Raw genomic sequence first — 26,481 nt, 5'->3', positions numbered from 1 at the left:
GCATCGCGGGGCAAGCCCGCTCCCACGTTGCCCAGTTCTCTGCGCGGCAGCGCAGCCCGGAAGGGCTGGGTGATCTCCCACGATAGCGTGTGGGGCTGGTTCAACTGGCGGTGCGCATGCGCAAGCTGCGCCATAGCGCGGCCACCATCAGCACGCTGACCAGCGCCCAGCCCCACGCTTGCTGGTTGCTCAACCCTTCCTGATACAGCTGTGGCGCCACCCCGGCGCCAACGATCAACGCCAGCAAGGCCACCTCGGCACGCCGCGCCCGCACTGGCCGTACCGCATACACCAGCGCCGGCAACAGCAGTGCAGCACTGGGGAAACTGCGGTAGCGCGGGTCGAAGACCATCGCCAGCATGCTCACCGCCGCCGCGAACCCCGCTGCCAACAGCCACTTGCCGGCATGCCCCTGCAACCAGGCGAATGCCCGCTGCCGCCAACCCTCGCGCTGGGCCAGGGCTAGCGCGCCGTGGGCCAGCACCAGCAGGTTGAGCCCGGCCAGCAGCGCGGCCCATAGCCACTCGCCGGCAAAACGTGCGTTCAGGCGCGCCAACTCGCCCCACAGGCCCAGGCTGGCTGCGCCCAGCGCCGCCAGCAGCGGCAACAGCAGCGCCGCGCGGCTATCGGCCGGGCGCCCGGCGAAAATCAAGGTCGCCAGCCACAGCAGCCCCGAGGCCAGCAACCACTGCGGCCACAACGCCAGGTTGCTCACTGGGCCTTCGAGCACGCCCTTGTCGTGCCGATCCGCGTCGTACAGCCCCCAATAACCACCCACCGCACCTTCGCTGGCGCGTTTCCATGGCTGGTCGAAGGCTTCGATCAGGTTGTAGCGCCAGCCGTTGGTCTCGGCCATGGCAACGAAGCCGCGGATGAACCGCGCTTCGTTGACCCGGCTGGGCACCGCGGTTTCACGTTGGCGGCCTTCACTCGGCCAGCCCGTCTCGCCAATCAGGATGTCCTTGGGGGCAAAGCGCTTGCCGAATACCTCGCGCACCTCGGCAACATGCGCCAAGGCCGCGTCTATGCCACGTGGGTCATCTTCCCAGTACGGCAGCAAGTGGATGGTCAGAAAGTCCACTTCAGGTGCTACCTGCGGGTGCTGCAGCCAGAATTCCCAGACATCGGCGTAGGTCACCGGCACCTTTACCTGGCCTTTGACCCGCTTGATCAACTGCGCCAGGCGCTCGCCGGTGACCTCTTTGCGCAGCAGCGACTCGTTGCCGACGATCACCGCGCTGACCACATCCGGGTTGGCGTTGGCGGCGTCGATCAACAGCGCGATTTCCTTGTCGGTGTCGACCGGGTTGGCATTGACCCACGCCCCCAGCATCACTTTCAGGCCATGCTTGCGCGCCAGCGCCGGGATGGCTTCAAGGCCGGTCTGCGAGTAGGTGCGCATACACTCGAAACGCTCGGCCAGCAACGCGAGGTCGGCGTCCATGCGTGCCGGGCGCAGGCGAAACGGCTGGTCGAACGGCGACTGGTCCTTGTCGAATGGGGTATAGGAGGCGCATTGCAGCTTGTGCGTGGGGCTGGCGGCATCGGGCAGGTGCACTGGTTTGCCCAGGCCATACCAGAGGGCCGCGAGGCCGGTGAGCGCGAGCAGGCAGCAGAGCAGGTAAAGAGGGCGAGGCATCGGGCGGTCCATCGTCTGATTCGGTGAAAAGCTTGGCCGTGGCCAGCCAAAGCCTGTGATAGTAGCCCGGCGCCAAGCCTTTGGCATGCAAGGATCGCGCAGGCATCGGCGGCCAGATGGCGCTAATGGCACAGTGCTGTCGTTGATCGTACGCTGGAGGTCGCTGACAGAGCAGGTCGCACGCCTTGGCAGGTCGATGATGCAATCTCCAAGACCTGACGAGGGGATGCTTTGATGAATAAGCGACGTTTCCTGGGCGTAAGTACTGCCCTGGTATTGGCCATGAGCACTGCGCAAGCAATGGCCAAAGAAGTTAGCATCGGTTATGTGGATGGTTGGTCGGACAGTGTCGCCACCACCAACGTAGCCGCCGTAGTGATCAAGCAGAAACTCGGCTACGACGTCAAGTTGCAGGCGGTGGCCACCGGCATCATGTGGCAAGGCGTTGCCACGGGCAAACTCGATGCCATGCTCTCCGCCTGGCTGCCGGTTACCCACGGCGAGTACTGGGCCAAGAACAAAGACAACGTGGTCGACTACGGCCCCAACTTCAAAGACGCCAAGATCGGCCTGATCGTCCCCGAATACGTCAAGGCCAACAGCATTGCAGACTTGAAAACCGATACCAGCTTCAAACAGAAGCTGGTCGGCATCGATGCCGGCTCCGGTGTAATGATCAAGACTGAACAAGCCATCAAGGACTACGACCTCACCGGTTACAAACTCCAGGCCAGCTCCGGCGCTGCAATGACTGCCGAACTGGGCCGCGCCTATGCCAAGCAGCAGTCCATTGCCGTTACCGGCTGGGTGCCGCACTGGATGTTCGCCAAGTGGAAGCTCAAGTTCCTCGAAGACCCTAAAGGCGTCTATGGCGCTGCTGAAACCGTAAACAGCATCGGCAGTAAGGAACTGGCGACCAAAGCCCCGGAAGTTGCCGAGTTCCTGAAGAAGTTCAGCTGGCAGTCCAAGGATGAGATCGGCGAAGTGATGCTGGCCATCCAGGAAGGCGCCAAGCCTGAAAAAGCCGCTGAAGACTGGGTTGCCAAGCACCCGGAGCGGGTCAAGGAGTGGACGGGTAAGTAACCGGCAGCATTCAAAGACTCATCGCGGGGCAAGCCCGCTCCCACGAGGCCTGTGTGGCTTTTGGGGGCGCTGCTTGCCCCTTGTACTTTTAGGGTTTTTCGCAGTTGTTCGGCCTCGTGGGAGCGGGCTTGCCCCGCGATGCATGTGAACTTTTGTTACGCAATCTGCAAAACACCGTTGCATCTAAGACTAAGGTCGTCTGGTTGGCGTTGTACGGCAGCATAAAGTGGAGTCGGGTTCTCCCTAATCTGTGCTGCTAGGACAAAAACAATGAACGACAGCATTTACCTCTCGATACAGAACAGTCCGCGCTTCAAGGAACTGGTCAGCAAGCGCGAGCGTTTTGCCTGGATTCTCTCGGCAATCATGCTCGGCCTCTACAGTGGTTTCATCCTCCTCATCGCCTATGGTCCGCACCTGCTTGGCACCAAGCTCAGCCCTGATTCGTCGATCACCTGGGGCATTCCCCTGGGCGTTGGCCTGATCATCTCGGCCTTTGTGCTCACCGCCATCTACGTGCGTCGCGCCAACGGCGAGTTCGACGAGCTGAACAAGGCCATTCTCGAGGAGGCCAAACAATGATCCGACACGCCAAAACCCTGGCCGTCCTGGCCTGCGGGGCCTTTGCCCCCGCTGTGTGGGCCGCTGATGCGCTCACCGGCGAAGTGCACAAGCAGCCGCTGAACGTTGCCGCCATCGCCATGTTCGTCGCTTTTGTGGCTTTTACCCTGGGGATTACCTACTGGGCCTCGAAGCGCAACAAATCGGCCTCTGACTACTATGCAGCAGGCGGCCGTATTACCGGTTTCCAGAACGGCCTGGCGATTGCCGGCGACTACATGTCGGCGGCCTCGTTCCTGGGTATTTCCGCGCTGGTGTTCACCTCGGGCTATGACGGCCTGATCTACTCCATCGGTTTCTTGGTCGGCTGGCCGATCATTCTGTTCCTGATCGCCGAACGCCTGCGTAACCTCGGCAAGTACACCTTCGCCGACGTTGCCTCCTACCGCCTTGGGCAGAAAGAAATCCGCACCCTGTCGGCCTCCGGCTCGCTGGTGGTGGTGGCGTTCTACCTGATCGCGCAGATGGTCGGTGCCGGCAAGCTGATCCAGCTGCTGTTCGGCCTGGACTACCACGTTGCGGTGATCCTGGTGGGCATCCTGATGTGCATGTACGTGCTGTTCGGCGGCATGCTGGCCACCACTTGGGTGCAGATCATCAAAGCCGTGCTGTTGCTGTCTGGTGCCAGCTTCATGGCACTGATGGTGATGAAACACGTAGGCTTCGACTTCAACACCCTGTTCTCCGAAGCCATCAAGGTGCACAGCAAAGGCGAGGCCATCATGAGCCCGGGCGGTCTGGTCAAAGACCCGATCTCGGCGTTCTCCCTGGGCCTGGCGCTGATGTTCGGTACCGCTGGCCTGCCACACATCCTGATGCGCTTCTTCACCGTCAGTGATGCCAAGGAAGCGCGCAAGAGCGTGCTGTACGCCACTGGCTTCATCGGCTACTTCTACATCCTGACCTTCATCATCGGCTTCGGCGCGATCCTGCTGGTCAGCACCAACCCAGACTTCAAGGACGCTGCCGGCGCCCTGCTGGGCGGCAACAACATGGCGGCGGTGCACCTGGCCGATGCCGTGGGCGGCAGTATCTTCCTTGGCTTCATCTCGGCAGTGGCCTTTGCCACCATCCTGGCAGTGGTTGCCGGCCTGACCCTGGCAGGTGCCTCGGCGGTGTCCCACGACCTTTATGCCAGCGTATGGCGCAAGGGCAAGGCCAACGACAAGGACGAGATCCGCGTATCGAAGATCACCACCATCGCCCTGGGCGTGCTGGCGATCGGCCTGGGCATCCTCTTCGAGAAGCAGAACATCGCGTTCATGGTGGGCCTGGCGTTCTCCATCGCGGCGAGCTGCAACTTCCCGGTACTGCTGCTCTCGATGTACTGGAAGAAACTCACCACCCGTGGTGCCATGATCGGCGGCTGGCTGGGGCTGGTCAGCGCGGTGGGCCTGATGGTCCTCGGCCCGACCATCTGGGTGCAGATCCTCGGCCACGAGAAAGCCATCTACCCGTACGAGTACCCGGCGCTGTTCTCCATGCTGATCGCCTTCGTCGGTATCTGGTTCTTCTCGGTCACCGACAAGTCCAAGGCAGCCGAAAACGAGCGCGCACTGTTCTACCCGCAGTTCGTCCGTTCGCAGACCGGTCTTGGCGCCAGCGGCGCGGTTTCCCACTGATCGCTTGAGGTTGAGCTGAACTGAAAACGCCCCGCAGATGCGGGGCGTTTTCGTTAGCGCGATGACTGCAGGCCTATATGCGGCCCAGCAACACCAGGATCAGCAGCACCACCAGCACCACACCGATGATACCCGACGGGCCATAGCCCCATGAACGGGAGTGAGGGAAGACCGGTAAGCCACCGACCAGCAGCAGGATGAGGATGATGATGAGGATCGTGGTCATGGCGGAATCCTTGCGTGATTGAGGGTCAAGCGCTGGGCGTTGCCAGCCGCTTACAGATTCCGACCGGTGCGGGTGAGCAAAGATTCCATCGATATTCGCCTGTTGTTGCCGTTTCGCTGTGCACGGCTGCGATACCCCTATATTCACCCTCCTGATGCCGCACCTGGCGCCCCTGAAGTCTGGCTAGACTCCAGCGATTCCCACAACAACCGGGCTGCACCCATGCATAACCGAATGATAATCACCGGGGCCGGGTCGGGCCTGGGCCGCGAGATTGCCGTGCGCTGGGCTCGTGATGGCTGGCAAGTGGCGCTGGCCGACGTCAACGAGGCCGGCCTTCGAGAAACCCTGGACCTGGTACGTGCAGCTGGTGGCGACGGCTTCGTGCAGCGCTGCGATGTACGCGACTACAGCCAGCTGACCGCGCTGGCCCAGGCCTGCGAGGAACGCTTTGGCGGCTGCGATGTGATCGTCAACAATGCCGGCGTGGCCTCTGGCGGGTTTTTCGCCGAGCTGTCGCTGGAGGATTGGGACTGGCAGATCGCGGTCAACCTGATGGGCGTGGTCAAAGGCTGCAAGGCGTTCTTGCCGCTGCTTGAGCGCAGCCGCGGGCGGATTATCAACATTGCCTCCATGGCCGCGCTGATGCAGGGGCCGGGCATGAGCAACTACAACGTGGCCAAGGCCGGAGTGCTGGCGCTGTCGGAAAGCCTGCTGGTGGAACTGCGCCAAGTCGAGGTGGCGGTGCACGTGGTGTGCCCGTCGTTCTTCCAGACCAACCTGCTGGATTCGTTCAGGGGGCCGAACCCTGCCATGAAGGCGCAGGTTGGCAAGTTGCTGGAAGGCTCGCCCATTAGCGCTGCGGACATTGCCGAGCACATTCACCGCCAGGTCGAGGCGGGTGAATTTTTGATTCTGCCCCACGAAGCGGGGCGCCAGGCCTGGCAACTGAAGTGCCAGGCGCCTGAGAAACTGTATGACGAGATGGCCGATATGGCGCAGAAGATGCGCGCCAAGGCACGCAAACCGACAAATTGAGCTAACTGTTGCGGTGTGTAGGAATATTTACCCTTAGTTGTAGGCTTGGTCTATTTCGCCCGCAGAGGATTGTAGAGGCGAAGTGCCATGTAGCAGGCTCCGATTTTTCCTGTTGTGGAGGTACGGAGCATGCTGGTAATCGGACGTGAAGTCGGCGAGGTCATCCTCATCAGCGAGCACATCAGGATTCAGGTCGTGGCGCTGGACAACGGCCAGGTGCGCCTGGGTATCACCGCCCCGCGTGATGTGCAGGTGCATCGCTCTGAGGTGTATCGGCGCATCAAGGAGCAGCAACGGCGCGAGGGCGAAAGCTAGGCGGTCAGCCCAGCAGTTCCCGAGGCACATCGTGCTTGGCCAGCAATTGGCACTGCTGGCTTTCCATATCGAACAGGATGAATGCCTGGCCCTTGGCTAGCGCCTGGCGCACGCGCAGCACGCGGGTTTCAAGCGGCGTGTCATCACCGTTGTCGGTGCCATCGCGGGTGACGAAGTCCTCGATCAGGCGGGTGAGGGTTTCGGCTTCGAGTTGGTCGTAGGGGATCAGCATGGTGGTGGTGAGGGTCTCGGCAAAGGTTGCTCGATGCTACGCGAAGCGCGGCGTACGTGCAGCACGCACGCCGCTCACTTCACTCTTTGTTGCCCACCAGGCTGTCGACGGGCGGCACCCGTGTATCGCTTTCCATTTGCGCGTCGTGCTCCAACTGGTGGCTGAAGCGCTCAAGCGACGCATTGGCCGGGTGCGAGTCGCTGGCAAACACCGGCGGGCTCAGCAGGTAGCCGCACAGCAGCCGGCTCAAGGCCGCCAGGCTGTCGATATGGGTGCGTTCGTAGCCATGGGTGGCATCGCAACCGAACGCCACCAGCGCGGTGCGGATGTCGTGGCCTGCAGTGACTGCCGAGTGGGCGTCGCTGAAGTAGTAGCGGAACAGGTCGCGGCGTACCGGCAGTTCCTGGTCGGCGGCAAGTTTGAGCAGGTGCCGGGACAGGTGGTAGTCATAGGGGCCGGAGGAGTCCTGCATGGCCACGCTCACTGCATGTTCACTGGACGACTGGCCGGGGGCCACTGGGGCGATGTCGATGCCGACGAATTCACTGACGTCCCAAGGCAGGGCGCCTGCGGCACCAGAGCCGGTTTCTTCGGTGATGGTGAACAGCGGGTGGCAGTCGATCAGCGGTTGCTGGCCACTTTCGACCACGGCCTTGAGGGCCGCCAGCAGCGCAGCCACGCCGGCTTTGTCATCCAGGTGGCGGGCGCTGATATGGCCGCTGTCGGTGAACTCCGGCAACGGGTCGAAGGCCACGAAGTCACCAATACCAATGCCCAGCGCCTCACAATCGGCGCGGTTGGTGCAGTAGGCATCCAGGCGCACCTCGACGTGGTCCCAGCTCACGGGCATCTGGTCGATTGCGGTGTTGAACGCATGCCCGCTGGCCATCAGTGGCAGCACGCTGCCGCGCAGTACGCCGGTGTCGGTGAAGACGCTGACCCGGCTGCCCTCGGCGAAGCGGCTCGACCAGCAGCCTACCGGCGCCAGTGCCAGCCGGCCGTTGTCCTGCAACTGCCGCACGCTGGCGCCGATGGTGTCCAGGTGCGCCGAGACGGCGCGGTCCGGGGAGCTGCGTTGGCCCTTGAGGGTGGCGCGGATGGTGCCGCGCCGGGTCAGCTCGAAGGGGATGCCCAGCTCGTCTAGGCGTTCGGCGACGTAGCGCACGATGGTGTCGGTGAAGCCGGTGGGGCTGGGGATGGCGAGCATCTCCAGCAGGACTTTTTTCATGTAGTCCAGATCGGGTTCGGGGTGTCGTTCAGGCATAGGGACTCCTCGATTGAGCACATGGTGGGGTGAATGGGGGCCGCGGTGCGGCCCATCGCAGGCTGGCGCCAGCTCCCACAGAAACCGCGCACAGCCCCAGTATTGAGGTGTGGCGCAGATCCCTGTGGGAGCTGGCGGCAGCCTGCGATGAGGCCCGGTCAGGCAAATCAGGCCCCCGGTGCTCGGCTATGGGGGAACAGCAGGTCGATGAAGCGCTCGGCTGTCGGTTGCGGCTCGTGGTTGGCCAGGCCTGCACGTTCGTTGGCTTCGATGATCACGTAGTCCGGGCTCTGCGCATCGCTGACCATGAAGTCCAGCCCGACCACCGGTATTTCCAGCGCCCGTGCCGCACGCACGGCGGCGTCGGCCAGCACCGGGTGCAGGCGCTCGGTGACGTCCTCAAGGGTGCCACCGGTGTGCAGGTTGGCGGTGCGGCGAACGGCCAGGCGCTCACCGGCAGGCAGGATGTCGGCGTAACCAAAGCCTGCGCCCTTGAGCGTGCGCTCGGTTTCATCGTCCAGCGGAATGCGGCTTTCGCCACCGGTGGCCGCCATGCGCCGCCGGCTCTGCGCCTCGATCAGCTCGCGAATGCTGTGCTTGCCATCCCCGATCACCTGGGCCGGGTGGCGCACCGCAGCGGCCACCACTTCAAAACCGATCACCACGATGCGCAGGTCAAGGCCCGGGTGGAAGCTTTCCAGCAGCACCCGGCTATCGAACTGCCGGGCGTGCTCCACGGCACGGCCAAGTTCGTCGATGCAGGTGAGATTCACCGCCACCCCCTGGCCCTGTTCACCGTCCACCGGCTTGACCACCACCGCGCCGTGCTCGTCGAGAAACGCCAGGTTGTCATCGGCATTGCTCGCCAGTTGTTGCGCCGGCACTTGCAAACCAGCCTGGTCCAGCACCTTGCGGGTCAGGCGCTTGTCCTGGCACAGGGTCATGGTCACGGCGGTGGTGAGGTCGCTGAGCGACTCGCGGCAGCGGATTCGCCGCCCACCCAGGCTCAGGGTGAACAGCCCGGCAGTGGCGTCGTCGACCTGCACGTCGATGCCCCGGCGCAAGGCTTCGTCAACGATGATGCGCGCGTACGGGTTGAGCTCCGCTTCAGGCCCCGGGCCGAGGAACAGCGGCTGGTTGATGCCATTCTTGCGCTTGACCGCAAAGGTCGGCAGGTTGCGAAAACCCAGCTTGTGGTACAGGCGCTTGGCCTGGCGGTTGTCGTGCAGTACCGACAGATCCAGGTAGGCCAGCTCGCGGCTCATGAAGTGCTCGATCAGATGACGCACCAGCACTTCACCCACGCCTGGGCGGGTGCAGTGCGGGTCTACCGCCAGGCACCACAGGCTGCAACCGTGCTCGGGGTCGTCGAAGGCCTTGCTGTGGTTCAACCCCATGACGCTGCCGATCACTGCATGGGTGTCTTCGTCCTCGGCCAGCCAGTACACCGGGCCACCGAGGTGGCGCGGGGTCAGCAGGTCGGCGTCGACCGGCAGCATGCCGCGGGCCTGGTACAAGGTGTTGATGGCTTGCCAGTCGGCGGCCGTCTGCGCACGGCGGATACGAAACCCGCGAAACACCCGCTGCGCCGGGCGGTAGTCGGTAAACCACAGGCGCAGGGTGTCGGAGGGGTCCAGAAACAACTGTTGCGGTGCCTGGGCCAGCACCTGTTGCGGCGCCGCCACGTAGAGCGCGATATCACGTTCGCCGGGGCGTTCCTCAAGCAGCGCTTCGGCCAGGCATACCGGGTCTGGGTAGGTGTGCCCGATCAGCAGCCGGCCCCAGCCGCAGTGCACGGCACGCGGCTGGTCGTGCGGCTCGCTGCCGTCACCGGCCAGGCGCGCCTGCAGACGCTCGTAGGAGGGCGCCTGGCCGCGCAGAAGGCGCTGGCCGTAGGCGATTTCGTGGGCTTTCATCGATCAGATTCCTTGTTCGCTGAGCCACAGGTTCAGGGCCGCCAACTGCCACAGCTTGGAGCCGCGCAGTGGGGTGAGCTGGCCGTGGGGGTTGCTCAGCAGTCGGTCGAGCATGGCCGGGTTGAACAGGCCACGGTCCTGGCTCGGGTCAGTCAGCAGATCGCGTACCCAGCCAAGGGTGGCACCTTCGAGGTGCTTGAGCCCGGGCACCGGGAAATAGCCCTTCTTGCGGTCGATCACCTCATGCGGGATGACCCGGCGCGCGGCCTGCTTGAGCACCTGCTTGCCGCCATCGGGCAGCTTGAAGCGCGCCGGAATGCGCGCCGACAGCTCAACCAGGCGGTAGTCGAGGAACGGCGTGCGCGCTTCAAGGCCCCAAGCCATGGTCATGTTGTCGACACGTTTGACCGGGTCGTCGACCAGCATCACTGTGCTATCCAGGCGCAGCGCCTTGTCCACAGCATCCGGCGCACCTGGGCGGGCGAAGTGCTCGCGCACGAAGTCGCCAGCGGCGTCGTTGTCCAGTAGCCACGGTGCCTGCACGGTTTCGCGGTATTCGGCATGGCTGCGGTCGAAGAATGCCTCGCGGTAGGCGCCAAAGGCATCGTCGGCGCCGTCGACTTTGGGGTACCAGTGGTAACCGGCAAACAGCTCGTCGGCACCCTGGCCGCTCTGCACGCCCTTGCAATGCTTGGCGACTTCGCGCGACAGCAGGTAGAAGGCGATGCAGTCATGGCTGACCATCGGCTCGCTCATCGCGCGGAAGGCGGCCGGCAGCTGGTCGATGATCTCGTGTTCGGCGATGCGCAACTGGTGGTGGCGAGTGCCGTAGTGGCGGGCGATCAGGTCGGAGTACTGGAACTCGTCACCGCGTTCGCCGCCGGCATCTTCAAAGCCGATGGAGAAGGTCGACAGGTCTTCCACGCCAACTTCGCGCAACAACCCGACCAGCAGGCTCGAGTCGACGCCGCCAGACAGCAGCACGCCAACATCTACCGCCGCACGTTGGCGGATGGCCACTGCGTCACGGGTGGCGTCGAGCACACGAGTGGTCCAGCCTTCGAGGTCCAGGTCCTTTTCATCGGCGCGAGGGCCGTATTGCAACTGCCACCAGGTCTGCTGCTCGACTTCGCCGTGGCGGTCGACGCGCATCCAGGTGCCGGGTTCGAGCTTTTGCACGTTGGCCAGCAGCGTACGCGGAGCGGGCACCACGGCGTGGAAGTTGAGGTAGTGGTTGAGTGCCACCGGGTCGATGACCGGGTCGATATCGCCGCCTTTGAGCAGCGCCGGCAGCGTCGAGGCGAAGCGCAGGCGTTCGCCGCTGCGCGACAGGTACAGCGGCTTGACGCCGAGGCGGTCGCGGGCCAGGAACAGGCGCTGGTTGTCGCGCTCCCAGATGGCCAGGGCGAACATGCCGTTGAGCTTGGGCAACAGCGCGGCGCCCCAGGCGTGATAACCCTTGAGCAGCACTTCGGTGTCGCCGTCGGACCAGAACGAGTAGCCCAGGTCGAGCAGCTCCTGGCGCAGTTCGGGGAAGTTGTAGATGGCCCCATTGAACGCCAGCGACAGGCCCAAGGTGTTGTCGACCATCGGCTGCGCCGAGCCGTCGGACAGATCCATGATCTTCAGCCGACGGTGGCCGAGGGCTATCGGCCCTTGGCTATGGAAGCCCCAGGCATCCGGGCCACGTGGCGCCAGATGGTGGGTGATGCGCTCCACGGCGGCGAGGTCCGCCGGGCGAGGCGCTTGGCCGAGGGGGGTGAAACGAAACTCTCCTGCTAATCCGCACATAAGTCCTTACCGGTTTTGCCGTTGGGGAAAGGGCGCCCTGAAATAGGCGCACTTAGGTAAGGACCGGGGTGGGTTGTGAGAGTTTTAGATCATTCTGTTATATACGACGGGCGGGCGTGGGAGCGTTCATGGTTTTGCAAAAGCCTGTACTGGCCTCATCGCAGGCTATCGCCAGCTCCCACAGAGACCGCGTGCAGCCGCAATATCAGGGCCGGGCCGAGATTCCTGTGGGAGCTGGCGCCAGCCTGCGATGAGGCCAGCAAGGCCCCTATTTCCCGCGAATCAACCTGCGCAGCCCAAACCGGTTCGGATGACAGCCCTCAGCCACGCCCCTCGGCACCGGCAGCGGCTCCCCGGTCACCCAGGCGGCAATCAGTTCCCCTGCCAACGGTGCTGTCACCAACCCCCGCGACCCATGGCCGGTGTTCACATACAGCCCCTCCAGCCACGGGCAGTCGACCTGCGGCACCTGCCGCGCATCTTTACGCAGCGCAGCAAAGGCCGCCTCGAACGCCTGGGCATCGGCCAGGGGCCCGACAATCGGCAGGTAATCCGGGCTGGTGCAGCGGAACGCCGCGCGCCCCTCAAGCACAGCGGGGTCCAGCTCACCTGCGCCAAGGCGCCCGGCAAGGTCTGCCGATATTTCCTCCAGCAAGCGCAAGTTGCCCTGATGCTCGGCAACGGTCGGTTCGGTGTGCTGGCTGCTGAAATCAAAACTTGCACCGAGCGTGTGCTCATCGCCCCGTGGCGGCGCCACATAGCCCTCGGCACACACCACCGTGCTCAACGCCCGGCTGGCAGGGGTGGCTGGCAAGCGGGTGATCTGCCCGCGAATGCGCTTGAGCGGCAACTGCGCGCAGGCTGCAAAACTGCGCACATCGGCGGCACCGGCCAGCACCACCAGTGGCGCGCTGGCCAGCAATTGCCCGGCGTCCCAGGCCTGCCAGAGCCCCCCGGCTTTGCGCAGCTCCAGCACATTGGCGTGGCTCAGCAGCCTGATACGCGGGTGCTCAAGCTGCGCCCGGCAAAGTGCCGGCGGGTGCGCCCAGCCGCCCTCGGGGTAGAACAACCCACCCGATGGCAGGCCGATACCGGCAAGGGTCTGCGCCTCTTCCTGGGTCAGCACATGCAGCAAGCTGGGGTCGAACGCCGCTGCGAGTTTGCCCTGGCGTGCCGCTTCTTGTTCATCGAAGGCCAGTTGCAGCACGCCGCAACCGTCCCAGTCGATGCCACGTTGCAGCCGGTGCAGCCAGCGGCGGGTGTAGCCAAAGCCTGCGAGGATCAACTGCGACAGCGCCGTGCCATGGGCAGACAGCTTCAGGTAGAGCACCCCTTGCGGGTTGCCGGACGCCTCTTGCGCAGGGCCTGCGTGGCGTTCCAGCACACTGACCTGCCAGCCACGGGCGGCAAGGCTGGCCGCAGTTGCGCTGCCGGCAAGGCCGGCGCCGATCACCAGCGCCTCACGCGGGCCGGGCAGGGCGGCGGGGCGTGCGTACCAGGGGGCTGGTGCCGGGCTGGGCTCAGCCCTGAACACCCCATGCATGACTTCCCATTTTTTCCCAAGCCCCGGCACTTTCTTCATGCTGAAGCCTGCCTCCACCAACGAGCGGCGCACCCAGCCGGTGGTGGTAAAGGTGCCCAGCGTGGTGCCTGGGTGCGACAGCCGCGCCAGTTGCGCGAACAGCTCAGGGGTCCACATGTCCGGGTTCTTGGCCGGGGCAAAGCCGTCGAGAAACCAGGCATCGATGCGTGCGTCGAGCTGCGGCAGTTGCTCAAGCGCATCGCCGATCATCAACGTCAGCGTGACGCGCCCGCCATCGAGGCTGAACTGCTGAAAACCGGGGTGCACCGCCACGTACTGCGCCAGCAGCGGCTCGGTGAAGGCGGCCAGGTGCGGCCACAGTTGGGTGGCGCGGGTGAGGTCTTCGCGGGTCAGCGGGTATTTCTCGACGCTGACGAAGTGCAGGCGCGCCTCGGGCTGGGCAAGCTCGGCGAACAGCTGCCAGGCGCAGAAAAAATTCATGCCGGTACCAAACCCGGTTTCGCCGATCACCAGGCATTGATGGGCGGCCAGGGCGGCGAAGCGCTGGCGCAACTGGTTCTGCTCGATGAACACATAGAGGGTTTCGTCCAGGCCTTGTTCCCTGGAGAAGTACACGTCGTCGTACTGGCGGGAATAAGGGCGGCCGTGGTCGTCCCAGTCGATCTGGGCGTATTCGTGTGGGGCGGACATGGCAGGCTCGGTAGCGGCGGATGGGCGATTTTACGCCATTGCCAGGATTACCGGGCAAGCGGGCCGCCACGCCGTTACAGGCAGGCAGGATTTCCGCTAGTCTTGGTTATCCAGTGAAGGAGCCATCCATGTTCGAATCCGCCGAAATCGGTCATAGCATCGACAAGGAAACCTTTGAAGCCGAGGTGCCGGCCCTGCGCGAGGCACTGCTCGAAGCCCAGTACGAGCTCAAGCAGCAGTCGCGTTTCCCGGTGATCGTGCTGATCAACGGCATCGAAGGCGCCGGCAAGGGCGAGACGGTCAAGCTGCTCAACGAATGGATGGACCCGCGCCTGATCGAGGTGCGCACCTTCGACCAGCAGACCGACGAAGAACTCGCCCGCCCGCCGGCCTGGCGCTACTGGCGCGCGCTGCCGCCGAAGGGGCGCATGGGCGTGTTCTTTGGCAACTGGTACAGCCAGATGCTCGAAGGCCGCGTGCATGGCCGCTTCAAGGACGCCGTGCTGGACCAGGCGATTGCCGGTGCCGAGCGTCTGGAGCAAATGCTCTGCGATGAAGGCGCGTTGATCATCAAGTTCTGGTTCCACCTGTCGAAAAAACAGATGAAGGCGCGGCTCAAGGCCCTCAAGCAGGACCCGCTGCACAACTGGCGCATCAGCCCGCTGGACTGGCAGCAGTCCGAAACCTACGACCGTTTCGTGCGCTTTGGCGAGCGCGTGCTGCGCCGCACCAGCCGCGACTATGCGCCCTGGCATGTGGTTGAGGGCGTCGACCCGCATTACCGCAGCCTGGCGGTGGGGCGCATCCTGCTCGAAAGCCTGCAGGCGGCGCTTGCCAACAAACCGCGCAAACATGAAGGCAATGTGGCGCCGCTGGGGCGCAGCATCGACGACAAGAGCCTGCTCGGTGCGCTGGACATGACCCTGCGCCTGGACAAACGCGATTACGAAGAACAACTGGTCACCGAGCAGGCGCGCCTGGCCGGCCTGTTGCGCAACAAGCACATGCGCAAGCACGCCCTGGTGGCCGTGTTCGAAGGCAACGATGCCGCCGGCAAGGGCGGCGCCATCCGCCGCGTGGCGGCGGCGCTGGACCCGCGCCAATACCGCATCGTGCCGATTGCCGCGCCCACAGAAGAGGAGCGCGCGCAGCCTTACCTGTGGCGGTTCTGGCGACATATCCCGGCGCGCGGCAAGTTCACCATCTTTGACCGCTCCTGGTATGGCCGGGTACTGGTGGAGCGGGTCGAGGGGTTTTGCACGCCGGCGGACTGGATGCGTGCCTATGGCGAAATCAATGATTTCGAAGAGCAGTTGCGCAATGCCGGCATTGTGGTGGTGAAGTTCTGGTTGTCGATCGACCAGCAGACCCAGCTTGAGCGCTTTGAGGAACGTGAGCAGATTCCGTTCAAACGCTACAAAATCACCGAGGAAGACTGGCGCAACCGCGAAAAGTGGGATGTGTATAGCGAGGCGGTGGGCGATATGGTCGACCGCACCAGCACCGAGATTGCACCCTGGACGCTGGTTGAGGCCAACGACAAGCGCTGGGCGCGGGTAAAAGTGCTGCGTACCATCAACCAGGCGCTGGAAGAGGCATTCGCCAAGGACAAGAAGTAGGCCGCGATGTTCTGCCTGTGCGCGGGCTTGTGGGGGCGGTCTTTGTGGGAGCGGGCTTGCCCCGCGATCAATGTTCCTGCCATCGCGGGGCAAGCCCGCTCCCACGTTTTGTTGCGGCCATGCCTTCAAGGAATGACCCAATGAATTCTTTTCCCGCATCCATTCCCCAGCAACTTGCATCAAGCCCCTAGAATCAAGTCACCCCCACCCCGGGCCTGATCGAGGACACCATGCACACCACTTCTGGCCGTTGGGTCTTCGGCCTGCTGCTTGCCCTGCTGACTGCGCTGCTCTGGGGCATCTTGCCCATCAAGCTCAAACAGGTGCTGCAAGTGATGGACCCGGTGACCGTCACCTGGTACCGCCTGACGGTGTCTGGCACATTGCTGTTCGTATGGCTTGCGGCCAATCGGCGGCTGCCCTCGTTCAGCGCACTGGGCCACAAGCGCAAGGGTTTGGTGGTGGTGGCGATATTCGGGCTTTTGGGCAACTACGTGTTGTACCTGGTCGGCCTCAAGCTGCTCAGCCCCGGCACTGCACAACTGGTGGTGCAACTGGGGCCGGTGCTGTTGCTGGTGGCCAGCGTGTTTGTGTTCAAGGAGCGTTTCAGCGTCGGCCAAGGCATTGGTCTGGTGGTGTTGCTGGCGGGCTTCGGGCTGTTCTTCAATCAGCGCCTGGCAGAGTTGCTGGGCTCGCTCGGTACCTACACCACCGGGGTGCTGACGGTTGTGTTGGCCACCAGCATCTGGGTGTTCTATGCGCTGAGCCAGAAGCAGCTGCTGACGGTCTGGAACTCGCAGCAGGTGATGATGGTGATCTATATCGGCTGTGCGGCCCTGCTGACGCCGTGGGTACACCCGTTGGAGGCGTTGCAACTGAGCCCGTTGCAGGGTTGGCTGCTGCTGGCGTGCTGCCTGAATACCCTGGTGGCCTATGGCGCATTCGCCGAAGCCTTGGCGCACTGGGAAGCTTCGCGGGTCAGCGCGACCCTTGCCTTGACGCCGCTGGTGACCTTTGTGGCCGTGGCCATTGCGGCTTGGCTGTGGCCTGACTATGTGCATGCCGAGGACATCAACGCGCTGGGCTATGTCGGCGCGTTGACGGTGGTGCTCGGCTCGGCCTTGGTTGCCCTTGGGCCGTCGATTGTGGCCGGCTGGCGGGCGAGGGCGGCGCGGGCTGGGTGAAATATGGCGCCACTGTAGGAGCGGCCTTGTGTCGCGAAAGGGGGCGAAGCGCCCCTGAAATCTGTGCTTCACATTGATATCGCCGGGGCCGCTATACGGCCCTGTTCGCGACACAAGGCCGCTCCTACACCAACCGCGTAGAGCAGCCCCGGCACCGCAGGTCAGCCCTTGCCACCCGGCGCGAGCATATTCTCCGGCCTTACCCATTCATCGAACTGCTCATTGCTCAGGTAGCCGAGCGCAAGTGCGGCCTCGCGCAGGGTCTTGCCTTCGTTGTAAGCCTTCTTGGCGATTTCTGCTGCCTTGTCATAACCAATGTGCGGGTTCAGCGCCGTTACCAGCATCAACCCGCGCTCCAGGTGGGCGGCCATTTGCGCGGGGTCGGGCTCGATGCCGGCCACGCAATGCTCCTGGAAATTACGGCAGCCATCGGCGAGCAAGGTGATCGACTGCAACAGGTTGTGGATGATCACCGGCTTGAACACGTTCAACTGCAGGTGCCCCTGGCTTGCCGCAAAGGCAATCGCCGCATCGTTGCCAAGCACCTGGCAGGCCAGCATCGACAACGCCTCGCACTGGGTCGGGTTGACCTTGCCAGGCATGATCGAGCTGCCCGGCTCGTTGGCCGGCAGGCGCACTTCGGCAAGCCCGGCGCGCGGGCCGGAGCCGAGCAGGCGCAGGTCGTTGGCAATTTTCATCAGCGCCACGGCCAAGGTTTTGAGCGCACCGGCCAGGCTGGTGAGTGGCTCGTGCCCGGCGAGGGCGGCGAACTTGTTCGGCGCGGTGACGAAAGGCAGGCCCGACAGCGCCGCCAGCTCTGCGGCGATGGCTTCGGCAAACCCGTGCGGGGCATTCAGCCCGGTGCCCACCGCCGTACCGCCCTGGGCCAACTCGCACACCGCCGGCAAGGTGGCGCGGATAGCGCGCTGGGCGTAGTCGAGCTGGGCGACGAACGCCGAAACTTCCTGGCCGAAGGTGATGGGCGTGGCATCCATCATGTGTGTGCGGCCGGTTTTGACCAACTGGTGATGGCGGGCTGACAGCTCGGCCAGCCCGGAAGACAGCTCGGCGACCGCGGGCAGCAGTTGGTTGTGCACCGCTTGCACGGCGGCGATGTGCATGGCGGTAGGGAAGCAGTCGTTGGAACTTTGCGAGCGGTTGACGTGGTCGTTGGGGTGCACCGGCGCCTTACCGCCGCGGCCTTGGCCTGCCAGCTCGTTGGCACGCCCGGCAATCACCTCGTTGACGTTCATGTTGCTTTGCGTGCCGCTGCCGGTCTGCCATACCACCAGCGGGAATTGATCGTCGTGGGTGCCAGCGAGCACTTCATCGGCAGCCTGTTCGATCAGCCGGGCGATGTCGGCGGGCAGGTCGCCATTACGGTCGTTGACCCGGGCGGCGGCTTTCTTGATCAACGCCAGGGCATGCAGCACCGCCAGCGGCATGCGTTCGCTGCCGATGGCGAAGTTGATCAGCGAGCGCTGTGTCTGCGCGCCCCAGTAGGCCTGCTCAGGAACTTCGACCGGGCCCAGGCTGTCTGTCTCGATACGGCTCATGCTGCGCGCTCTCCTTGAATTAACCAGAACTCGCAGTTTAGGCCCTGAATCGACCGAGCGGTTCAGTCGCTCGTCGTGCCACTTGAGCACATCGCCACCACGGCGCAGAATGCTCTACTCTGAGGTACCCGCCTCCCTTTCTTGAAGGAAATGCAATGACCCGTCTCCGTGTCCTCTGTGCCGCCGTTGCCCTGGTTTGCGCCAGCGGCCAGGTACTCGCCGCAACTGCCAGCCACAACGCTGCCGCCGAGAAATTCCTGACCCTGGCCAATGCCGACAAGCTGGGTACCCCGGTGTACATGCAGGTCCAGCAGATGTTTGCCCAGCGCTTCGAGCAAACCAAGGCACCGGCCACCAAGAAGAACGTCCTCGACAGCTACACCGCCAAGGCCAATGCTGCCCTGGACAACGCCATTGGCTGGAAAAAGCTCAAGCCACAAATGGTCAACCTGTACACCGCGACCTTCACCGAGGCCGAGCTCAACGACCTGGTCAAGTTCTACGAGTCGCCGCTGGGCAAGAAAGTCCTGCGTGAAATGCCCAAGGTTACCCAGCAGTCGGCCCAGCTGACCCAGCAGAGCCTGGAACCTGCGGTACCTGTGGTCAACAAGCTGCTTGACGACATGACCAAGGAACTCGACCCGAACGCCGGCAAAGCCGTAGCGCCTGCCAAGAAGTGAGCCTGACGCGATGAGCATGCAGCAACGTATCGAGCAGCAGCTGGCCGCGCTAGGTGACCAGCACCTTGAAGTGCACAACGAAAGCCACATGCATAGCCGTGGCCAGGAGTCGCACTACAAAGCCGTGCTGGTCAGCGCGCAGTTTGCCGGGCTCAACAGCGTCAAGCGCCACCAGAAGGTCTACGCCACCATGGGCGAGCTGATGGGGCAGATCCATGCCCTGGCCATCCACACCTACACCCCTGAAGAGTGGGCAGTGGTTGGGGTGGCGCCGGCTTCGCCGGTGTGCGCAGGCGGCGGGCACTGATTCCCGCCAGGGATTCTGCTAGACTTCGCCATCCTTCGGGGCCGCTGCGCGGCCCATCGCGGCACCAGGCCGCTCCTGCACAGGCAGCAATGTCTTTGCGGGAGCGGCCTTTTGTCGCGAAATGGGGCCAGCCCCCCAACCCTGTTCATGTAAACGCCCGGTTCGCCCCTTACGAGGGCAGCCACCTGGAGATTCAACGCAAATGACCCAACCGATCGTCGTGGCGGCGCTGTACAAATTCGTCACCCTCACAGACTACGTCGAGCTGCGCGAACCACTGCTCAAAGCCATGCTCGACAACCATGTCAAAGGCACATTGCTGCTGGCTGAGGAGGGTATCAACGGTACCGTCTCCGCCACCCGCGAAGGCATCGACGGCCTGCTGGCCTGGCTGCGCAACGACCCGCGCATGGTCGACATCGACCATAAAGAGTCGTACTGCGACGAACAGCCGTTCTACCGCACCAAGGTCAAGCTGAAAAAAGAGATCGTCACCCTGGGCGTGCCGGGCGTCGACCCGAACAAGGCCGTCGGCACCTACGTCGAGCCCAAGGATTGGAACGCGCTGATCAGCGACCCCGAAGTACTGCTGATCGACACCCGCAACGACTACGAAGTGGCCATCGGCACCTTCAAGGGCGCGGTCGACCCCAAGACCGAGACCTTCCGCGAGTTCCCCGAGTACATCAAGGCCAACTTCGACCCCGCCAAACACAAGAAGGTGGCGATGTTCTGCACCGGCGGTATCCGCTGCGAGAAAGCCTCCAGCTACATGCTCGGTGAGGGCTTCGAAGCCGTCTATCATCTCAAGGGTGGGGTGCTGAAGTACTTCGAAGAGGTGCCTCAGGAAGAAAGCCTGTGGGACGGCGACTGCTTCGTGTTCGACAACCGCGTCACCGTGCGCCACGACCTCAGCGAGGGCGAGTACGACCAGTGCCACGCCTGCCGCCACCCGGTCGATGCCAAGGATCGCGAGTCCGAGCATTACTCGCCTGGCGTGAGCTGCCCGCACTGCTGGGACACCCTCAGTGAGAAGACCCGCCGCAGCGCCATCGACCGGCAGAAGCAGATCGAACTGGCCAAGGCGCGCAACCTGCCACACCCGATCGGTTTCAACTACAAAGCCGAGGCCTGACCGATGTCCGCACGCCTGCTCTATGTGATGGACCCGATGTGCTCCTGGTGCTGGGGTTTTGCCCCAGTGGCCGAGGCCCTGTTCGCCCAGGCGCGCGAGGCCGGGGTGGCCACCCACCTGGTGCCAGGCGGGCTGCGCAGCGGCAGCAGTGCGCTGGATACCTCGACGCGCAAGTACATCCTTGAGCACTGGCAGGCGGTGCAGGATGCCACCGGGCAGCCGTTCAGCTTCGAAGGCGCGATGCCCGACGGTTTTGTCTACGACACCGAGCCTGCCTGCCGCGCCCTGGTAGCTGCCCGCGAGCTTGACGAGCCGCGCATGTGGGCGTTGCTCAAGCTGATCCAGCACGGGTTCTACGAGCAGGGCATCGACGTCACCCGCGCCCCGCAACTGGTCGACCTGGCCGAGCAGGCAGGCTTTGCCCGCGAGCCGTTTGCCCAGCAGTTCGCCTGCCCGCAGGTGCGCAAGGCCACGGTCGACGATATCGCCTGGGCCCGAGACCTGGGCATTGCCGGCTTCCCGACGCTGCTGGCCGAGCGCAACGGCCAGTTGGCGTTGGTGACCAATGGCTACCAACCCCTGGAGAGCCTGCAACCTTTGCTTGCCCGCTGGCTGCAGCAGGCCGCCTGTGCTTGATGCGCCAGGCTCGCCCGGCCCGACACCAGGGCAGTCGCCGGCGGCGCCGGATCGCCTGAGCTGGGCCGAAATCCGCCGCCTGGCGCTGCAGCATAAAAAGGCCCTGTGGAGCGCCAACCTGGTAGCGGTGTTCGCCGCACTGTGCAGCGTGCCGATTCCGCTGTTGCTGCCGCTGCTGGTCGATGAAGTGCTGCTGGGCAATGGTGACGCGGCGCTGAAGTGGATGAACAACCTGCTGCCCGCTGGCTGGCAGGTGCCGGCCGGCTATATTGGCCTGATGCTCTGCGCCACCTTGTGCCTGCGCGTCTCGGCGCTGGCCTGCAACGTGGTGCAAGCCAGGTTGTTCGCGGGCCTGGCCAAGGACATCGTCTACCGCTTGCGCATCCGCCTGATCGAACGGCTCAAGCGCATCTCGCTCAAGGAATACGAAAGCCTGGGCAGCGGTACCGTGACCACCCATCTGGTCACCGACCTGGACACCCTCGACAAATTTGTCGGCGAAACCTTGAGCCGCTTCCTGGTGGCGATGCTGACCCTCACCGGCACCGCGGCCATCCTGATGTGGATGCACTGGAAGCTGGCGTTGCTGATTTTGCTGTTCAACCCGCTGGTGATCTTTTTCACCGTGCAGTTGGGCAAGCGCGTCAAACACCTGAAAAAGCTCGAAAACGACAGCACCGGGCGCTTTACCCAGGCGTTGACCGAAACCCTCGATGCCATCCAGGAAATCCGGGCGAGCAACCGCCAGGGTTACTTCCTTGGCCGGCTAGGCCTGCGCGCTCGTGAAGTGCGCGACTACGCGGTGGCCTCGCAGTGGAAGAGCGACGCCAGCGGCCGCGCCAGCGGGCTGTTGTTCCAGTTCGGCATCGACATTTTCCGCGCGGCGGCCATGCTCACCGTGCTGTTTTCCGACCTGTCCATCGGCCAGATGCTGGCGGTGTTCAGCTACCTGTGGTTCATGATTGGCCCGGTGGAGCAACTGCTCAACCTGCAATACGCCTATTACGCCGCAGGTGGCGCCCTGAGCCGCCTCAACGAGCTGCTGTCGCGGGCTGACGAGCCGCAGTACGCCGCAGCCTGCGACCCGTTCAGCGCCCGCGAAACGGTCGGCATCGAAGTGCGTGACCTGCGCTTTGCCTATGCCGATGAGCCGGTACTGGACCAACTGAACCTGGCCATCGCCCCTGGCGAAAAGGTGGCAATCGTCGGCGCCAGTGGCGGCGGCAAGAGCACCTTGGTGCAGTTGCTGCTGGGGCTTTACAGCGCCCAGGCCGGGACCATCCGCTTTGGTGGCGCCAGCCTTCAGGAAATCGGCCTGGAAACCCTGCGTGAAAACGTCGCAGTGGTGCTGCAGCACCCGTCGTTGTTCAACGACAGCGTGCGCGCCAACCTGACCATGGGCCGCGAGTGCAGCGACGAGGCCTGCTGGCAGGCGCTGCGTATCGCCCAGCTCGACGCGACCATCGCCGCACTGCCTCAGGGCCTGGACAGCATCGTCGGGCGCTCCGGCGTGCGCCTGTCGGGCGGGCAGCGCCAACGCCTGGCCATCGCCCGCATGGTACTGGCCGAGCCGAAGGTGGTGATCCTCGACGAAGCCACCTCGGCGCTGGATGCCGCCACCGAGTACAACCTGCACCAGGCGCTGGCGCGCTTTCTGAGCGGGCGCACCACCCTGATCATCGCCCACCGTCTGTCGGCCGTTAAACAGGCCGACCGTGTGCTGGTATTCGACGGCGGCCGCGTGGCGGAAGACGGCGACCATCAGCAGTTGATCGCCGACGGCGGGCTTTACGCCAAGCTCTACGGGCATTTGCAGCAGACCTGAGTGAATCGGCGGCAAACCTCCAACTGCAGCGGCGCTGCTTTTTCTTGTCGCTTGCCGCTCGCCACTTGTCGCTGCTTCAGAGCAAATGGCCTACGCTGAGCGATGTCTAGGTCGATTCGTGCCTTATCTGCCGCAGTGACAGGGATTACATGAAGGGAAATCGGACTCTCGAAGCGCCACGGCTGCTGGGCATTATCTGGCCGTTTGTCGCCGTTGTAGCGTTCCAGGTGCTGCTGGGCAGCCTGAGCCTTTATGCCTTGTCTGCGATGCGCGCCTATGTTGCCGGCGAGAGCCTGTGGTCCAAGGCGCAGAAAGATGCCATCTACTACCTGAGCCTGTACGCCGACGACCGCCACCCGCTCACCTACCAGCGTTATCGCCAGGCCATTCTGGTGCCCCAGGGCGACCGCGAGCTGCGCGTTGCCCTCGACCAGCCGGTGCCCGACCTTGAGGCTGCACGCCAAGGCATCCTGCAAGGCGGCAACCACCCTGAGGATGTGGCCCGGATCATCTGGTTCTACCGCAACTTTCGCAATGTCAGCTACCTGCAGACGGCCATCGACTACTGGGACATCGGCGACGATTACCTGAGCCAGCTCGATGTGCTGGCCGGGCAGATGCGCCAGGGCTTTGCCACCGGCGCGGTCGATGCCCGCCAGGTGACCGACTGGAAGGCGCGCATCGTCGCCATCAACGACGGCGTAACGCCGGCGGCGAAAGCCTTCAGTGACGCCCTCGGTGAAGGCTCGCGGATGCTGCTCAAGGTGCTGATGCTGACCAACCTGATCACCGCGTTGTTCTTGATTACCATGGCCTGGCGCCGCTCGAGCAAGCTGCTGGCCCAGCGCCAGGCATTTGCCAGTGCCCTGCAAGAGGAACAGGAGCGGGCGCAGATCACGCTCGGCTCGATTGGCGATGCGGTGATCACCACCGACGTCGACGGCTGCATCGCCTACATGAACCCGGCCGCCGAGCACCTCACCCACTGGCAGGCAGGCCAGGCCCAGGGCTTGCCGCTGTCGGCACTGTTCAGCCTGCTGGAGGAAGGCGCCGAGCGCGACAGCCCCACCTTGGTCGAGCAGGTGCTCAATGGCAGCCTCAAGGGTGGTGCCGAGCATGCCCGCTTGATCCAGCGCCTGGACGGCAGCACGGTGTCGGTCAACCTGGTCGGCTCGTCGATTCTGACCGATGGCCAGATCAGTGGCATGGTCATCGTGCTGCATGACATGACCCAGGAGCGCCAGTACATCGCCAACCTGTCATGGCAGGCGACCCATGACGCCCTGACGGGCCTGGCCAACCGCCGCGAGTTCGAATACCGCCTGGAGCAGGCGCTCAATGTGCTGTCGCGCCAGGCAGGTCGGCATTCGCTGATGTTCCTGGACCTGGACCAGTTCAAGTTGGTCAACGACACCTGTGGCCATGCAGCAGGTGATGAACTGCTGCGCCATATTTGCGCGGTGTTGCAGTCAGGCTTGCGGGAGGGCGACACCCTGGCCCGGCTGGGCGGCGACGAGTTTGGCATCCTGCTCGAAAGCTGCGCGCCGGAGCAGGCCGAGCGCATCGCCGAGCAACTGCGCCAAGCGGTGCAAAGCCTGCACTTCGTGTGGAAGGGCCGGCCGTTCGTGACCACCGTCAGCATTGGCCTGGTGCATATTGCCCAGGCGCCGAACACGCTTGAAGCCTCGTTGCGCGCCGCCGACATGGCCTGCTACATGGCCAAGGAAAAGGGCCGCAACCGGGTACAGGTGTACCACGCCGACGATAGCGAATTGTCCATGCGCTTTGGCGAAATGGCCTGGATACAACGCCTGCACGTGGCGCTGGAAGAAAACCGCTTTTGCCTCTATGCCCAGGAAATCGCGCCGTTGCGCGGGCAGGATGAAACCGGCCATATCGAGATTCTACTACGCCTGCACGATGAAAGCGGCCGCACCATCCTGCCGGACAGTTTCATCCCCGCTGCCGAGCGCTACGGCCTGATGACCGCGCTCGACCGTTGGGTGGTGCGCGGCGTGTTCCAGGTCATCCGGCAGTGCCTGGATGAAGGCCGTGAAGGGCCGTTGGCGGTCTGCGCGATCAACCTTTCGGGTACCAGTATTGGCGATGACAAGTTCCTTGAGTACCTGCACCGGCTGTTTGCCGAGTACGACATTCCGCCTCGCTTAATCTGTTTTGAAATAACCGAAACCAGCGCTATCGCCAATTTGGGAAGTGCGATTCGCTTTATTAATGAATTGAAAGGTTTGGGCTGCAAATTCTCGTTGGATGACTTCTGCGCCGGGATGTCGTCATTCGCCTATTTGAAACATTTGCCTGTAGACTTCCTGAAGATCGACGGAAGTTTCGTCAAAGACATGCTCGACGACCCGATCAACCGGGCGATGGTCGAAGTGATCAATCACATTGGCCACGTCATGGGCAAACGGACCATTGCCGAGTTTGTCGAGACGCCGCTCATCGAGCAGGCGTTGCAGGAAATCGGCGTTGACTACGCCCAGGGCTATCTCATCGAACGCCCGCAAGTGCTTACCTGCGACAGCTTGCAGCGCCAACGGATTGCGGCGAGGCCCCTGTTACACCGGGCGCCAGGGACCTTTCGCTAAGCTGCGCCCGGACTTCACAGGGAACCAAGGAGTCGACAGTGATTGATGCGTTCATAAGGATTGGACCATTGATGGATCCGGCCAGTTATCCAGACTGGGCCCAACAACTGATTAATGATTGTCGCGAAAGCAAGCGCCGGGTGGTGGAACATGAGTTCTATCAACGCCTGCGCGACGGGCAATTGCGCCCGGCGACCATTCGCCAATACTTGATTGGTGGCTGGCCGGTGGTTGAGCAGTTCTCGCTGTATATGGCCCATAACCTGACCAAGACCCGCTATGGCCGCCATGCGGGCGAGGATATGGCGCGGCGCTGGTTGATGCGCAATATCCGCGTTGAACTCAACCATGCCGATTACTGGGTGCATTGGTGTCAGGCCCATGGCATTCATTTGCACGAGTTGCAGGCCCAGGAAGTACCGCCCGAGCTCAATGGCCTCAATGATTGGTGCTGGCGCGTGTGCAGCACCGAGTCGCTGGCGATTGCCATGGCTGCGACCAACTACGCCATCGAGGGCGCCACGGGTGAGTGGTCGGCGGTGGTGTGTGCGGGGGACTACGCCGAGGCCTTCCCGGAAGAGGGGCGAAAGCGGGCGATGAAGTGGCTGAAGATGCACGCGCAGTATGACGATGCGCACCCTTGGGAGGCGTTGGAGATCATCTGTACCTTGGCTGGTGAAAACCCAACTCTGGGGCTGCGTACCGAGCTGCGGCGAGCCATTTGCAAGAGCTACGACTGCATGTTCCTGTTCCTGGAACGCTGCATGCAGAACGAGGGCCGCCAGCAAGGGCGCCTGCGCCCGGCGTTGGCGGCGGGGTAAGTTACCGTGGGGATCCCCCCATGGTTTTGTACACCCCTGTTTTCGCCAGACATATCTCCTTGTGGCGAGCGGGCTTGTCCCGCGTTGGGCTGCGCAGCAGCCCTAAAAGCCCAAGGGGCTGCTGCGCAGCCC

Annotated in this window: 22 protein-coding genes; 14 read left to right on the top strand and 8 right to left on the bottom strand. The window is 63.6% G+C overall.

Going from position 1 to position 26,481, the window contains the following annotated elements; translation table 11 throughout:
* Positions 1-100: 100 nt before the first annotated feature.
* Positions 101-1,651, bottom strand: a complete 1,551-nt coding sequence (locus HU720_RS18240; protein WP_186521402.1) for a beta (1-6) glucans synthase — start codon at positions 1,649-1,651, stop codon at positions 101-103.
* Positions 1,652-1,873: 222 nt separating this feature from the next.
* Between HU720_RS18240 and HU720_RS18235 the strand changes: the two genes are divergently transcribed.
* From HU720_RS18235 to HU720_RS18225, 3 genes are all read left to right on the top strand, one after another.
* Positions 1,874-2,722: a glycine betaine ABC transporter substrate-binding protein gene (locus HU720_RS18235; protein ID WP_186521401.1), complete on the top strand. Its 849-nt coding sequence runs from the start codon at positions 1,874-1,876 to the stop codon at positions 2,720-2,722.
* A gap of 270 nt (positions 2,723-2,992) precedes the next feature.
* Positions 2,993-3,304 carry a DUF485 domain-containing protein gene (locus HU720_RS18230; protein WP_186521400.1) on the top strand — a complete coding sequence of 104 codons (312 nt, stop codon included), beginning with the start codon at positions 2,993-2,995 and terminating at the stop codon, positions 3,302-3,304.
* Entirely contained in the window at positions 3,301-4,965 is a 1,665-nt protein-coding gene (locus HU720_RS18225; RefSeq protein WP_186521399.1) for a cation acetate symporter, read from the top strand. Before HU720_RS18230 ends, HU720_RS18225 begins: the two co-directional genes overlap by 4 nt.
* 73 nt (positions 4,966-5,038) lie before the next feature.
* On the opposite strand, the gene HU720_RS18220 is transcribed toward HU720_RS18225, so the two are convergent.
* Complete coding sequence (locus HU720_RS18220; protein WP_186521398.1) at positions 5,039-5,191, bottom strand: DUF3309 family protein; 153 nt, start codon at positions 5,189-5,191, stop codon at positions 5,039-5,041.
* A 222-nt stretch (positions 5,192-5,413) separates the two neighbouring features.
* Between HU720_RS18220 and HU720_RS18215 the strand changes: the two genes are divergently transcribed.
* Positions 5,414-6,229 (top strand): SDR family oxidoreductase, encoded by an 816-nt coding sequence (locus HU720_RS18215; protein WP_186521396.1) that lies wholly within the window; start codon positions 5,414-5,416, stop codon positions 6,227-6,229.
* A 129-nt stretch (positions 6,230-6,358) separates the two neighbouring features.
* Complete coding sequence (gene csrA / locus HU720_RS18210; RefSeq protein ID WP_186521395.1) at positions 6,359-6,544, top strand: carbon storage regulator CsrA; 186 nt, start codon at positions 6,359-6,361, stop codon at positions 6,542-6,544.
* A 4-nt stretch (positions 6,545-6,548) separates the two neighbouring features.
* Here csrA and HU720_RS18205 read toward each other — a convergent pair whose 3' ends face one another.
* The 5 genes from HU720_RS18205 to mnmC all read right to left on the bottom strand — a co-directional run bounded on the left by HU720_RS18205 (position 6,549) and on the right by mnmC (position 13,980).
* Positions 6,549-6,776: a YheU family protein gene (locus HU720_RS18205; RefSeq protein WP_186521393.1), complete on the bottom strand. Its 228-nt coding sequence runs from the start codon at positions 6,774-6,776 to the stop codon at positions 6,549-6,551.
* 79 nt (positions 6,777-6,855) lie between these two features.
* Positions 6,856-8,040 carry an osmoprotectant NAGGN system M42 family peptidase gene (locus HU720_RS18200; protein WP_186521391.1) on the bottom strand — a complete coding sequence of 395 codons (1,185 nt, stop codon included), beginning with the start codon at positions 8,038-8,040 and terminating at the stop codon, positions 6,856-6,858.
* Positions 8,041-8,207: 167 nt separating this feature from the next.
* Positions 8,208-9,956, bottom strand: a complete 1,749-nt coding sequence (ngg, locus tag HU720_RS18195) for an N-acetylglutaminylglutamine synthetase (protein WP_186521390.1) — start codon at positions 9,954-9,956, stop codon at positions 8,208-8,210.
* 3 nt (positions 9,957-9,959) lie between these two features.
* Positions 9,960-11,747, bottom strand: a complete 1,788-nt coding sequence (locus HU720_RS18190; protein ID WP_186521388.1) for an N-acetylglutaminylglutamine amidotransferase — start codon at positions 11,745-11,747, stop codon at positions 9,960-9,962.
* Between the two features lie 268 nt (positions 11,748-12,015).
* On the bottom strand, positions 12,016-13,980 hold the full coding sequence (mnmC, locus tag HU720_RS18185; RefSeq protein WP_186521386.1) for a bifunctional tRNA (5-methylaminomethyl-2-thiouridine)(34)-methyltransferase MnmD/FAD-dependent 5-carboxymethylaminomethyl-2-thiouridine(34) oxidoreductase MnmC: 1,965 nt from the start codon (positions 13,978-13,980) through the stop codon (positions 12,016-12,018).
* Positions 13,981-14,108: 128 nt separating this feature from the next.
* On the opposite strand from mnmC, the gene pap reads away from it, so the two are divergent.
* Both pap and HU720_RS18175 read left to right on the top strand, forming a co-directional pair.
* Positions 14,109-15,599, top strand: a complete 1,491-nt coding sequence (pap, locus tag HU720_RS18180; RefSeq protein WP_186521384.1) for a polyphosphate:AMP phosphotransferase — start codon at positions 14,109-14,111, stop codon at positions 15,597-15,599.
* A gap of 230 nt (positions 15,600-15,829) precedes the next feature.
* Positions 15,830-16,783, top strand: coding sequence for a DMT family transporter (locus HU720_RS18175; protein WP_186521382.1), 954 nt, complete (start codon positions 15,830-15,832; stop codon positions 16,781-16,783).
* Positions 16,784-16,944: 161 nt separating this feature from the next.
* Here the strand turns inward: HU720_RS18175 and HU720_RS18170 are convergent, their stop codons facing one another.
* On the bottom strand, positions 16,945-18,339 hold the full coding sequence (locus tag HU720_RS18170; RefSeq protein ID WP_186521380.1) for a class II fumarate hydratase: 1,395 nt from the start codon (positions 18,337-18,339) through the stop codon (positions 16,945-16,947).
* Positions 18,340-18,494: 155 nt separating this feature from the next.
* On the opposite strand from HU720_RS18170, the gene HU720_RS18165 reads away from it, so the two are divergent.
* The 7 genes from HU720_RS18165 to HU720_RS18135 all read left to right on the top strand — a co-directional run bounded on the left by HU720_RS18165 (position 18,495) and on the right by HU720_RS18135 (position 26,349).
* Positions 18,495-19,019, top strand: coding sequence for a DUF2059 domain-containing protein (locus tag HU720_RS18165; protein WP_186521378.1), 525 nt, complete (start codon positions 18,495-18,497; stop codon positions 19,017-19,019).
* 10 nt (positions 19,020-19,029) lie between these two features.
* The gene (locus tag HU720_RS18160; protein WP_186521376.1) at positions 19,030-19,326 is read left to right on the top strand and encodes a BolA family protein; all 297 of its coding nucleotides are present in this window, start codon (positions 19,030-19,032) and stop codon (positions 19,324-19,326) included.
* Positions 19,327-19,528: 202 nt separating this feature from the next.
* Positions 19,529-20,461: a rhodanese-related sulfurtransferase gene (locus tag HU720_RS18155; protein ID WP_186521374.1), complete on the top strand. Its 933-nt coding sequence runs from the start codon at positions 19,529-19,531 to the stop codon at positions 20,459-20,461.
* A gap of 3 nt (positions 20,462-20,464) precedes the next feature.
* Positions 20,465-21,097 carry a DsbA family protein gene (locus tag HU720_RS18150; protein WP_186521373.1) on the top strand — a complete coding sequence of 211 codons (633 nt, stop codon included), beginning with the start codon at positions 20,465-20,467 and terminating at the stop codon, positions 21,095-21,097.
* Positions 21,090-22,922 (top strand): ATP-binding cassette domain-containing protein, encoded by a 1,833-nt coding sequence (locus tag HU720_RS18145; protein WP_186521371.1) that lies wholly within the window; start codon positions 21,090-21,092, stop codon positions 22,920-22,922. Before HU720_RS18150 ends, HU720_RS18145 begins: the two co-directional genes overlap by 8 nt.
* Before the next feature lie 149 nt (positions 22,923-23,071).
* Entirely contained in the window at positions 23,072-25,528 is a 2,457-nt protein-coding gene (locus tag HU720_RS18140; protein WP_186521370.1) for an EAL domain-containing protein, read from the top strand.
* Between the two features lie 38 nt (positions 25,529-25,566).
* Positions 25,567-26,349, top strand: coding sequence for an iron-containing redox enzyme family protein (locus HU720_RS18135; protein ID WP_186521369.1), 783 nt, complete (start codon positions 25,567-25,569; stop codon positions 26,347-26,349).
* The last annotated feature ends 132 nt before the right edge of the window (positions 26,350-26,481 follow it).

Source organism: Pseudomonas sp. SWRI51, assembly GCF_014268825.1.
Classification (GTDB): Bacteria; Pseudomonadota; Gammaproteobacteria; order Pseudomonadales; family Pseudomonadaceae; genus Aquipseudomonas; species Aquipseudomonas farsensis.
Note: the sequence above shows the minus strand (reverse complement) of the source record. Positions and strands in the feature narration are given on the sequence as shown.

What these genes read in the sequence shown, in the direction of transcription:
- HU720_RS18225 (WP_186521399.1), top strand. Translation starts at nt 3,301, where the DNA reads ATGATCCGACACGCCAAAACCCTGGCCGTCCTGGCCTGCGGGGCCTTT.
- HU720_RS18205 (WP_186521393.1), bottom strand. Translation starts at nt 6,776, where the DNA reads ATGCTGATCCCCTACGACCAACTCGAAGCCGAAACCCTCACCCGCCTG.
- HU720_RS18200 (WP_186521391.1), bottom strand. Translation starts at nt 8,040, where the DNA reads ATGCCTGAACGACACCCCGAACCCGATCTGGACTACATGAAAAAAGTC.
- HU720_RS18190 (WP_186521388.1), bottom strand. Translation starts at nt 11,747, where the DNA reads ATGTGCGGATTAGCAGGAGAGTTTCGTTTCACCCCCCTCGGCCAAGCG.
- HU720_RS18170 (WP_186521380.1), bottom strand. Translation starts at nt 18,339, where the DNA reads ATGAGCCGTATCGAGACAGACAGCCTGGGCCCGGTCGAAGTTCCTGAG.
- ngg (WP_186521390.1), bottom strand. Translation starts at nt 9,956, where the DNA reads ATGAAAGCCCACGAAATCGCCTACGGCCAGCGCCTTCTGCGCGGCCAG.
- HU720_RS18160 (WP_186521376.1), top strand. Translation starts at nt 19,030, where the DNA reads ATGAGCATGCAGCAACGTATCGAGCAGCAGCTGGCCGCGCTAGGTGAC.
- HU720_RS18230 (WP_186521400.1), top strand. Translation starts at nt 2,993, where the DNA reads ATGAACGACAGCATTTACCTCTCGATACAGAACAGTCCGCGCTTCAAG.
- HU720_RS18165 (WP_186521378.1), top strand. Translation starts at nt 18,495, where the DNA reads ATGACCCGTCTCCGTGTCCTCTGTGCCGCCGTTGCCCTGGTTTGCGCC.
- HU720_RS18175 (WP_186521382.1), top strand. Translation starts at nt 15,830, where the DNA reads ATGCACACCACTTCTGGCCGTTGGGTCTTCGGCCTGCTGCTTGCCCTG.
- HU720_RS18215 (WP_186521396.1), top strand. Translation starts at nt 5,414, where the DNA reads ATGCATAACCGAATGATAATCACCGGGGCCGGGTCGGGCCTGGGCCGC.
- pap (WP_186521384.1), top strand. Translation starts at nt 14,109, where the DNA reads ATGTTCGAATCCGCCGAAATCGGTCATAGCATCGACAAGGAAACCTTT.
- csrA (WP_186521395.1), top strand. Translation starts at nt 6,359, where the DNA reads ATGCTGGTAATCGGACGTGAAGTCGGCGAGGTCATCCTCATCAGCGAG.
- HU720_RS18155 (WP_186521374.1), top strand. Translation starts at nt 19,529, where the DNA reads ATGACCCAACCGATCGTCGTGGCGGCGCTGTACAAATTCGTCACCCTC.
- HU720_RS18140 (WP_186521370.1), top strand. Translation starts at nt 23,072, where the DNA reads ATGAAGGGAAATCGGACTCTCGAAGCGCCACGGCTGCTGGGCATTATC.
- mnmC (WP_186521386.1), bottom strand. Translation starts at nt 13,980, where the DNA reads ATGTCCGCCCCACACGAATACGCCCAGATCGACTGGGACGACCACGGC.
- HU720_RS18240 (WP_186521402.1), bottom strand. Translation starts at nt 1,651, where the DNA reads ATGGACCGCCCGATGCCTCGCCCTCTTTACCTGCTCTGCTGCCTGCTC.
- HU720_RS18150 (WP_186521373.1), top strand. Translation starts at nt 20,465, where the DNA reads ATGTCCGCACGCCTGCTCTATGTGATGGACCCGATGTGCTCCTGGTGC.
- HU720_RS18235 (WP_186521401.1), top strand. Translation starts at nt 1,874, where the DNA reads ATGAATAAGCGACGTTTCCTGGGCGTAAGTACTGCCCTGGTATTGGCC.
- HU720_RS18220 (WP_186521398.1), bottom strand. Translation starts at nt 5,191, where the DNA reads ATGACCACGATCCTCATCATCATCCTCATCCTGCTGCTGGTCGGTGGC.